Here is an 8,781-nt window from a genome sequence, read left to right on the forward strand (position 1 = left end):
GTTATCCGTTCGGCACGGTTTCGTCCGTGCGTTCGCCGTTCGCCTTCCTGACCAGCTGCGCGAGCGCGGGCAGGACGTCGGCGAGCCGGGTTCGGAAGGTGGCCGGGGCGCTGTCGCCGGCCAGCGCGGCGAGCACGGCGCGGGCGAGGCGGCCGTCGTCGTCGGCCAGGGTCGCTTCGACCGCCGGCGCCAGTTCCTGCACCGCGGCGACGGCCTGGGCGAGCAGCTGCGGCCGCGGCCGGTCTTCCAGCAGCAGCGCGAGCAGCCGCAGTGCGCGCCGGGCGAGCCGGGCGGCGAGCTCGGGCCCGAGCGGAGCGGCCGCGCCGTCGTCGCGCCGGGCGCGCAGCCGGTCGATCCACGGCTCGATGGCCGCGCCCTCCCAGATCGGCCCGGACGACAGCTCGGCGGTCGGTTCCGGGATGTCGTGACTGCGGCGGCGGCGCCACACGGTCACGAGCTGGCGGCTGAGGCCGAGCGCGTCCGCGATCTCGGCCAGGCCGTAGTACGCCCGCCGCGGCACTGGATCCTGCTGCATCACGAGATCAATGTAGTCCGAGAAGGCGTCACTTGCTATTTGCGATGACACGGCCTACCGTCGAGAGTGTCATTCAAGATAACGCGGAGGGATTGTTAAGATGACACAGCGAAGGATTCTCGGCGGCGTGGCCGTCGCCGTGTCGGCGCTCGGCCTCGCGGTCGCGGCGCCGGCCGCGTCGGCCGAGGCGATCACCGAGCCGGTGACCGTGCACTGCGACGTCGCGCACTACTACGCCAACTACGACCAGGCCAACGACAAGTTCTACGGCGAGCAGGCCGACTCCGTCCCGCGCGGCGGCACCATGAACCGCCGCATCAAGAGCCCGTTCGAAGGCCAGCGCGGCGTCGTGGTCTTCCACGTCGACCAGTGGTACTTCACCACCCGCGCCTGCCTGGACTGACCGGAAGGAACTCCTCATGAACCGCAGGATCAAGATCGCGGCCGCGGTGCTGGCGACCGGGCTGGCCACCGCGCTGAGCACCGCACCGGCCGCGCAGGCCAGCGAAGACGTCCTCTACGTCTGCCACGCCCAGGACACCTACGTCCGCGCCCAGCCGGTCGGGGAGATCGTCGGCACGATCTTCCACAGCCAGACCTTCCACCGGCTCGAGCCGACCACGCCCGGTGGCTGGATCAAGGGGTACGCCCCGGCCGTGCTCGACGGGCCGGCCGCGCAGCAGCACGGCCGCATCGACGGGTACGTCGACCACGACTACGTCTGCACGGGACCGCAGGACTGATGCGCGCCGCAGTCCTCACCACCGCGCTCGCCGCCGCGCTGGTCACCGCGGCCACGCCCGCGTCGGCGGCGGACGACGAGACCCACTACACCACCTCGGCGACCCTGACCCAGGCGTCCTGCACCATCTACGAGAACTACCCCAAGACCGGCGTGCCCGACCGCCACTGGGTCAAGGACCGCACCACCGCCGACGGCACCCCCTATCACCTCGGGGTGCGCTACACCGTCAACGATTACGCGCTCGTGTTGGACTACTCCCGGTCCGACGCGGCCATCCACTGGGGATTCACGCCCTCGAGCTGCCTGGACCCGGGCTACGCCGAGGACACCCACGGCGCCCGCATCCCGGAGCTGCACGGCCTGGACAGCCACGACGCCGTGGTGCCCATCCCGTTCCAGCCGGCGCACGACGGCGACTCCGTGGCCACGATTCACGCCACCAGTTCCGGTTCCCTGCGCAGCGCTCCGCAGTCGTTCGTGATCGGCAACGTCCGCGACGGCGACGAATTCCGCATCACCACGGCCCACTGCGGAACGCACGCCCCATCCGCCTGGATCCTCGGCTACGCCCCGAGTTCCGGACGGTGGGGCTACCTCGAGGCGATGCACCTGTCCGCCTGCACCTGACCGCTCGGCCCGTGCCGGCAGAAGCTTGACCGGCACGGGCCGCTTGGCACGCCCACGCCCAACTGTCAAGGCCGGATCACCCGTCTGCCGGCCAGGACCGGGTGGCTAGGGTTTCCGCCCGGCCGCCCGGCGCAGTCCGGCCTTGAGCTTGCGCCCGACGAACAACGCCGGCCACGCCGCCGCGATCCCGGCACCGAGCGGGAGCCCGCTCTGCCACGCCGGCGCACCGAGCGCCACCGGCTGCGCCGACTCCTGCGGGTTGTGGTCGGTGATGCCACCCCAGCGACTCGGCGGCAGGACGATGATCCGCGCCTTGCCGATGATGTTGTCCACCGGGACCGCGCCGTTCACGCCGCCACCACCCTGGAACCGGGAGTCCTCGGAATTGTTGCGGTTGTCGCCCATGACCCACACCGTCCCGGCCGGGACCTTGACCGGCGCGAAGGGCTTCTCCGCCTGGTCGGACGCGTCTTCCCAGTGGACGTACGGCTCGTCGAGCGCCTTGCCGTCCACCACCACGCGGTTCTCGTCGCAGCACCGGACGGTCTGGCCCCCCACGGCGATCACCCGCTTGACGAAGTCCCGCTCGTCCGGCGGAGCGAATCCCACCAGCGAGCCGAGACCACGCAGGGCATGGACGACGACGTTGCTCGACTCCTGCGGCGGGATCTCGTTGTTCACCCACGCCGGCGGGCCCTTGAACACGATCACGTCGCCCGGGGAGGGCTCGGTGAAGTCGTAGGTGACCCGGTCGACCAGGATCCGGTCTCCGGTGCACCCGGGACATCCGTGCAGGGTGGCCTCCATGGAGCCCGAAGGGATCATGAAGACCTTCGCGAGGAATGTCTGGATCAGGATCGTGAGCACCAGGGCGATCACGAGCAGGATCGGCAGTTCCTTCCAGAACGACCGTTTCTTGGCGGGCTTGGCTCGCCGCCGGGATCCCCCGCGCTCCTCGGAGCGGGACAGCCGGGGCTTGTCCTCCTCGGAGCGGTCGGGGTCATCCTCGGGAGCGTTCCGGGAAACGGGTTCCGCCACGTCCCCAGGCTACCGGTAACCGGGTGGTGACAGAGTTGGCCGGAGCCGTCTCGCCGTTCCCTTCACAGATCGACGGCTGCTCGTCCAGCTTCTACATCGACGCGCCCGGCTGGTTTTGGTGCTATCGCAGGCCGCCATGTCGTCGTGTGTCAGCTAGTGGGGTCCGCCCCTGGTCCGGTCGCGGCGTAACGGGCGGCGATGGTGCGGACGGCCTCGTCGACCACCTGCGCGACGCGTTCGGCGCTCACCTCCCAGCCCGGCACCAGGAGCGCCGGCCAGAAGACGTAGTTGGCGATCATGCCCAGGAACTGGGTGGCGGCGAGGTTCACGTCCTGCTCGTCAACAACGCGGGCGTGCAGAAGCCTGGGCGGCACGGCGCACTACGCGCCGTACGTCGCCAGCAGGTGGGCCGTACGAGGCCTCACCCGAACGGCCGCAGTCGAATCGGCCGCGACCACATCCGGGTGAACACCATCCATCCCGGCGTGATCTCGACGCCGTTCATCCACGAACCGGCAGCCGGCGCGGTTGCGGCCATCGCCGAGTTCTACTCACCCGAGCCGTTCGCCATTCCCCGGCTCGGGGAGCCGGCCGACGTCACCCGGCTTCTCCTGTTCCTCAGCTCATCGTGCCCGGTGCGGCCGTCAGGGCGGGTCCGCGTAACCCAGCAGCGACTCGTAGCGCTGGCCCTCGCAGTCGGCCTGGGTGGTGACGAAGTGGTGGTTGCCGGTGTAACAGCGGTAGAGCGGGACCTGGCCGGTGGTGGTCTGCTGGGGATAGGCATAGCCCTGCAAGCCCAGGACAAGGGTGTTCTCGCAGCCGCTCTCCGGAGAGACGAAGTAGTCTTTAGTGCCGTTCTTGCAACCGTACAATGGTTTCGTCGCTGTCGCTGTGGGTGCTTCGACCAGCCGCCCGAGGGTGCTCTCGACGTGGAACGAGCCGGTGTCGACCCAGCCGGTGGTGACCTCGTGGACTTTCAGGCCGGTGCTGTAGTAGCGCACGAGCGGCCTGGTCGTCGGGCTCGCTGTCCACAGTGACCAGACGATGTCCCACTTGGAGGTGTCCGCGCCGGTCGCCGCCTGTGCGGGTGAGGCGTCTGCGGCCGGACGAGGCACCGAGGTGGAGGCGTACACCTCGATCTGCGGGTAGGCGGGCACGTTCACCGTGCCGTTGGGGTCACGCAGCAAGCCGGGGATGAAGTTCGACTCGTAGCCGGTCAGGTTCGTGTCTACTGTGGTCAGTTCTTGCCAGGTGCCGGTGAACAGGGCGGCGTTGCCGATGCGGTAGAGCGTGTACCCGTACTGGCCGCGCTCCACCACACCGCCGGTCGTGGCTGGTGTCCGTACTGGCTTGTTGTAGACCGCGTACCACTGGTTCGCCGTTCGGTCGTAGGCGATGTCGCCCCACGTGCTGTTCGGGGGCAAGCCGTTGGCGCTGAGCTGTGCGGCCGCAGCGAAGTGCACGCCGTCGGTGGACTTCACCAGGTAGTGACCGGCCTCGTTCTCGTAGAACAGCCAGATGCCCGAACCGCCGTCGGAGTTGTACGGCGCCGGTTCGGCGATGCCGTATCCGCCGTCGCCGGTCGGCGAGACGATCGGGTTCGGGTACTTCTTCCACGTAGTTCCGTCGGTGGAGAACGCCACCCCGACGTGGTTGTTGATGCCCGGCGGGGTGTTCGTCCCCACGTAGTACATGGCGTAGCTGTAGGCGATCCCGTCGCCGAGAGGGTTGCGGAACGTTCCCTGCACGACCGCGGCATTGCACGTGTAGAGCGAGTCCCAGGCGCCCGGCGTCTCGGCGAGGACCGTGCGGGGGCCGTCCTTCGCCCCGGTGGACAGGTCGATCGACTCGTACTGGATGGTGTCACTGTTTTGCGACGGGTTCTGCGGGTTCTGGCCTTTGCCGCACCACCAGAACTTCTGCACGTTGCCGCTCTGGATGACGCTCGGAGAGTAATCGTAGACGCCCGACCTGCCGACCACCGGTGCGCCGACTGTCACTGCTGCCCCCGCGTCGGCCGGTACGGCGACGGCCGCGGCAAGCGCGATCACGAGCAGGGCAATGCGCCGCAATCGACCGGTCACTGACCGCACCTTCCGCCAGAGCGCGTCCTTCGCAGGCTCGCGCGACCCCTCGGCGACCGTAACCGACGCGGCGGTATCCGCTTGACCGCCAACAGAGTGACGGAAAAAACGTTGCTACACGCCGACATCCCGCCGATCGCCGCCGCCCGGCTGGACGACCCCGAGCCCGACCACACCCTCCGCTTGCTCGGCGTCCGCGGCGTCGGCGGCGTCGAGCGCGGCGCCGCGACGGCCGGCCGGAGCGAACATCTTCCGGTGAGGTTTTGTGTGGAACTCTTTCGTTCCGGTGGCGCATCGTGGTAATGCCTGAGTCGGACTGATTCTGCCACGGGAACCAGGGGGACGAATGACGTTCACGGACCGGCCGCCGGGAGATTCCCCGGCCGCGGAACCCGTTCCCGGCGAGTGGTCGCCGGCGCTGGACACGGTGATCACGACGGCGGTGGTGACGGCCGCCGTCGTGCCGTTCGTCCAGACGCTGGTCAAGAAGGCCGCCGAGGATTCCTACGACGCGGTGCGGTCACTGCTCAAGCGCGCGTTCCGCGACGCTCGGGGCAAGAAGGGCGCCGCCGCAGACCCGGCCAAGCAGCTGCTGATCGTCAAGGGCGACGACCCCGGCGTCCAGGCGGTCCTGTACGCCAAGCCGGACATGCCCGACTCGGCGATCGCGGCCCTCGCCGAGCTGGATCTCGACGCGATCACGCGCACGGGCCGGACGCCGGACAAGCTCCAGATCTTCTGGAACGAGTCCTCGAACCAGTGGCAAATCGACTCGAAGTAGCGGACTGGAGTCACCATGATGGTAGGCGCCATTTCCGTCGAGTGCTTCCACTGCGTCGACTTCCGCGTGGTGAACAGCACGAAGGCGACCGGCGAGTACCTGAAGTCCGTCGCGGGGACGATTTGCCCGTTGTGCGGCACCCGCACGGAGACGTTCATGCTGGTCGTCGACTCCGAGGACTACCGGAAGATCGGCGACGGCGTCGGAACGTGGAACCGCGGCGAAGAGCCGGCGGCGGGGTTCAGCGGGTTCACCGACCGAGCGGACTCGGGTCCTCGCGGTACCTCGGCGGCCGCGGAGCGGCTCCGGGGGCAGCTCCGCGAGCAGGCCGATCGGCGCAGGAAGGCGACGTGCCAGGCGATCACGGACTTCGCCGCGGCCGGGGTGGCCCTGTCCGTGGGCCGGGAAGCGAAAGCGGCCGGGCAGCTCGCCGAGGCGCGGCGAGCGTTCGAGGCGTGCGCGGGCACCGGCAAGCCGGAGGCTTTCGCGGCCGGCTTCCACCTCGGCGAGCTGGCCGAGGCGGACCGGGACCTCGCCGCCGCTGCCCGGTGGTACCGGCTGGCGGCCGGCACGGCCGACGCGTCACTGCGGGCCGCGGCGACGCTCTACCTCGGTACGGTCCTGCGGACGAGCGGTGACCTGGACGGGGCGACGGCGGCTTTCCAGCGCTGTGTCGACTGCGGCGTCGCCCCGATGCAGGGTATGGCTGCCTTCCGGCTCGGTGCCGCGCGGCACGACCGGAACGACCGCGAAGGCGCACGCGAAGCCTACGAGTTCACGCTGGACCTCGACGACGAGCTGAGTTCGCCGGACGCGGCGATGAACCTCGGCGCGTTGGAGGAGGAGAACGGGGACTGGAACCGGGCCAGGTCGCTTTGGGAATACGCCCACGAGCGCGGTCAGGCGGAGACGAGCCTGCTGGCGGCGTTCAACCTCGGGCGGTACTGGCAACACCAGGGGAACAACCGGAAGGCGCGGAAGTTCTTCAAGGTCGCGGTCCGGTCGGAGGATCCGAGCGTGGCGGCCCGCGCCAAGGCCTACCTGAGCCCCGGTGGCCGATGACTTCGCCGATCGAACGGGAGTACCGCGCGCTGCTGGAGAGCCGGGGGCTGGGCCACCTGCTCGAGCCGCCGGATCCCGCATCCGTCCGGGAGTTCGCCGAAGGGCTCAGCGAGGCCGAACGGGAGTTCCTGGCGATCGACGTCGAGGAACTGCGTCGCGACGGCTACCGCATCCCCGCCCGGCACCGGTTCGGAGAGGAGGACGCCAGGATCCGGAAGACGCTGGCGGCAAGCGGCTTCGACCTCCCCGGTCCGGTGTACGTTGGTGAATACCCGCACCACGAATTCAACGCACACGCCACGGCGGCCGGAAGTGGCACGCTGATCCTGGTCAACACCGGCCTCGTGACGCTGCTCGACCGGGCGGGCATCGCCATCGGTGCCTCCACCCGCCCGTTCACCAGGCGGGAAGGCGGGGAGATCAGCATCGCCGACGTCACGACGGAAGAGCAGCAACGGCACGAGTCCGCCGTCACGATGCTCGCCAAGTCGGTCGTCACGTACCTGTCGGCCAACGAGGTCCCGCTCCCGGCGCGGCCCCGCATGCCGTTCGGTAACCAGGAGTTCCTCGGCTACTTGATCGTGAGCGCTGCGAAGTACTTCGTCGTCGCTCACGAGTTCGGCCATCTGCTGGCCGGTCACGTGCACGAGGCCGCCGAGCCCCGGGTGATCGCGGGCTGGAGCGCGGGAAGCCTGCACCGCGAGTACGAGGCGGACGAGCTGGCGATGCTGCTGTTGCTGCGCGGGCTGGACGAGTCGGCCCCCTTCCACGAGAAGGCGCTGACGGTCGCCGGCCCGTTCGTGTTCCTTGCGCTCGACCACCTCGTCGACCGCGTCCAGCAGGAGCTGTACGAGCTGCCCGAGGGGATGACGACACGAACGCACCCGCCATCGGACAAGCGGGGAGCGGCGCTGCGCGCGGTCGTCACGGAGCTGGCCGACCCGAATCTCCTCCAGTTCGCGGACGGCTACGTGAGCTGGCTGTCGGCCCAGGAGGACAAGATCGTCGCCACCGCCCGCAGGCTCCTGGACCACCCGTAGCCGGTGGTCTTGGTGAGGCCATCGCGTCGACGGGCTGACCGGCTGTGGATCACTCAAGCCGACCTCGTTCTGACGACGGTCTCGTCCTCGTGCGCCACGCCGGCATGGGCGTGCGTCCTGCCGAAGGTCGACCAGCGGCATGACCGGTGTGGCACGGTTGTAGGTCCTTGTTGCGTGTACTGCCTGTCCTCGGGATCGACCTGTCACCCACTGGCCCTCGAGCGGGCCGGCCTCCGTATCGGATAGTCTCGCGCCGTGCATCGCAGCCGGCTGTTCGGGATTTTCATCGACACGCCTGCCGCGGAAGCCGGTTCGGCAACGGATTTCTGGTCTGCCGCATTGGGGGTTCCGGCCCGCTCCGTGGCGGGCGAGGAACAGTTCACTGCTCTGGACGGTGCCGTCCCCGGGTTGATCGTCGACATCCAGGCGGTCGACGACGAGGCCCGCTACCACGTCGATATCGAGGCTGATGATGTGGAAGCGGAGGTAGCCCGCCTGACCGCTCTGGGCGCCGAGCCGGTCTCGCGGTGGCTGGAGTGTCACACGTTGCGCGCGCCCGGTGGCCACCTGCTCTGCGTGGTGCCGGTGCACAGCGATCCGGAGACCTTTCACCGGCTCGCTCGGACCTGGCCGTGACGGTGGTTCGGCACGGCCGTGGCAGCACGGCGCGCAAACCGGGTAGTTCCGGCTTCTGCCAAGTCCTGGCCGGCCGGACCGGATGGTGGCAGAAGCCGTGCGCGACCCTGCTCACCACCGCCGACGGGGGTTGACCGGTGGTGTTCAGCGGGTGGGGAGGTCGATCTCGGTGTGGCGGTCGGCGAGGGTGCGGGCGAGTTCGGCGAGTTTGATGTTGAGGTCCTGGGATGTTC

At 69.3% G+C, this 8,781-nt stretch carries 12 protein-coding genes; 7 read left to right on the top strand and 5 right to left on the bottom strand.

The window, feature by feature from the left end; all coding sequences use genetic code 11:
* Position 1: 1 nt before the first annotated feature.
* On the bottom strand, positions 2–535 hold the full coding sequence (locus tag ACLJOU_RS45340) for a helix-turn-helix transcriptional regulator (protein ID WP_410575490.1): 534 nt from the start codon (positions 533–535) through the stop codon (positions 2–4).
* Between the two features lie 100 nt (positions 536–635).
* On the opposite strand from ACLJOU_RS45340, the gene ACLJOU_RS45345 reads away from it, so the two are divergent.
* From ACLJOU_RS45345 to ACLJOU_RS45355, 3 genes are read left to right on the top strand one after another with little or no spacing between them, the layout of a single operon-like run.
* Positions 636–938, top strand: coding sequence for a hypothetical protein (locus ACLJOU_RS45345; protein ID WP_410575491.1), 303 nt, complete (start codon positions 636–638; stop codon positions 936–938).
* 16 nt (positions 939–954) lie between these two features.
* Positions 955–1,278, top strand: a complete 324-nt coding sequence (locus tag ACLJOU_RS45350; RefSeq protein ID WP_410575492.1) for a hypothetical protein — start codon at positions 955–957, stop codon at positions 1,276–1,278.
* The gene (locus ACLJOU_RS45355) at positions 1,278–1,907 is read left to right on the top strand and encodes a hypothetical protein (protein ID WP_410575493.1); all 630 of its coding nucleotides are present in this window, start codon (positions 1,278–1,280) and stop codon (positions 1,905–1,907) included. The genes ACLJOU_RS45350 and ACLJOU_RS45355 overlap by 1 nt, the downstream gene beginning before the upstream one ends.
* Positions 1,908–2,012: 105 nt before the next feature.
* Here the strand turns inward: ACLJOU_RS45355 and lepB are convergent, their stop codons facing one another.
* The 4 genes from lepB to ACLJOU_RS45375 form a co-directional block, all read right to left on the bottom strand.
* Positions 2,013–2,945 (bottom strand): signal peptidase I, encoded by a 933-nt coding sequence (gene lepB / locus ACLJOU_RS45360; protein ID WP_410575494.1) that lies wholly within the window; start codon positions 2,943–2,945, stop codon positions 2,013–2,015.
* Between the two features lie 149 nt (positions 2,946–3,094).
* Entirely contained in the window at positions 3,095–3,319 is a 225-nt protein-coding gene (locus tag ACLJOU_RS45365) for a TetR/AcrR family transcriptional regulator C-terminal domain-containing protein (protein ID WP_410575495.1), read from the bottom strand.
* A gap of 270 nt (positions 3,320–3,589) precedes the next feature.
* Positions 3,590–5,029 carry a hypothetical protein gene (locus ACLJOU_RS45370; RefSeq protein ID WP_410575496.1) on the bottom strand — a complete coding sequence of 480 codons (1,440 nt, stop codon included), beginning with the start codon at positions 5,027–5,029 and terminating at the stop codon, positions 3,590–3,592.
* A gap of 114 nt (positions 5,030–5,143) precedes the next feature.
* Entirely contained in the window at positions 5,144–5,278 is a 135-nt protein-coding gene (locus tag ACLJOU_RS45375; protein ID WP_410575497.1) for a hypothetical protein, read from the bottom strand.
* Between the two features lie 97 nt (positions 5,279–5,375).
* Between ACLJOU_RS45375 and ACLJOU_RS45380 the strand changes: the two genes are divergently transcribed.
* The 4 genes from ACLJOU_RS45380 to ACLJOU_RS45395 all read left to right on the top strand — a co-directional run bounded on the left by ACLJOU_RS45380 (position 5,376) and on the right by ACLJOU_RS45395 (position 8,548).
* A complete protein-coding gene (locus ACLJOU_RS45380; protein WP_410575498.1) occupies positions 5,376–5,810 on the top strand; it encodes a hypothetical protein in 435 nt (144 codons plus the stop codon).
* Positions 5,811–5,825: 15 nt separating this feature from the next.
* Complete coding sequence (locus tag ACLJOU_RS45385) at positions 5,826–6,872, top strand: tetratricopeptide repeat protein (protein ID WP_410575499.1); 1,047 nt, start codon at positions 5,826–5,828, stop codon at positions 6,870–6,872.
* Positions 6,869–7,912 carry a hypothetical protein gene (locus ACLJOU_RS45390; protein ID WP_410575500.1) on the top strand — a complete coding sequence of 348 codons (1,044 nt, stop codon included), beginning with the start codon at positions 6,869–6,871 and terminating at the stop codon, positions 7,910–7,912. Before ACLJOU_RS45385 ends, ACLJOU_RS45390 begins: the two co-directional genes overlap by 4 nt.
* A 255-nt stretch (positions 7,913–8,167) precedes the next feature.
* Positions 8,168–8,548 carry a VOC family protein gene (locus ACLJOU_RS45395; protein ID WP_410575501.1) on the top strand — a complete coding sequence of 127 codons (381 nt, stop codon included), beginning with the start codon at positions 8,168–8,170 and terminating at the stop codon, positions 8,546–8,548.
* Positions 8,549–8,781 lie beyond the last annotated feature (233 nt).

The sequence above is a fragment of the Amycolatopsis sp. cmx-4-61 genome (assembly GCF_046548775.1).
GTDB lineage: Bacteria > Actinomycetota > Actinomycetes > Mycobacteriales > Pseudonocardiaceae > Amycolatopsis.

Excerpts from the sequence above, each read along its gene's own strand:
- ACLJOU_RS45355 (WP_410575493.1), top strand. The coding sequence starts at position 1,278 with ATGCGCGCCGCAGTCCTCACCACCGCGCTCGCCGCCGCGCTGGTCACC.
- ACLJOU_RS45390 (WP_410575500.1), top strand. The coding sequence starts at position 6,869 with ATGACTTCGCCGATCGAACGGGAGTACCGCGCGCTGCTGGAGAGCCGG.
- ACLJOU_RS45350 (WP_410575492.1), top strand. The coding sequence starts at position 955 with ATGAACCGCAGGATCAAGATCGCGGCCGCGGTGCTGGCGACCGGGCTG.
- ACLJOU_RS45345 (WP_410575491.1), top strand. The coding sequence starts at position 636 with ATGACACAGCGAAGGATTCTCGGCGGCGTGGCCGTCGCCGTGTCGGCG.
- ACLJOU_RS45375 (WP_410575497.1), bottom strand. The coding sequence starts at position 5,278 with ATGTTCGCTCCGGCCGGCCGTCGCGGCGCCGCGCTCGACGCCGCCGAC.
- ACLJOU_RS45340 (WP_410575490.1), bottom strand. The coding sequence starts at position 535 with ATGCAGCAGGATCCAGTGCCGCGGCGGGCGTACTACGGCCTGGCCGAG.
- ACLJOU_RS45385 (WP_410575499.1), top strand. The coding sequence starts at position 5,826 with ATGATGGTAGGCGCCATTTCCGTCGAGTGCTTCCACTGCGTCGACTTC.
- ACLJOU_RS45380 (WP_410575498.1), top strand. The coding sequence starts at position 5,376 with ATGACGTTCACGGACCGGCCGCCGGGAGATTCCCCGGCCGCGGAACCC.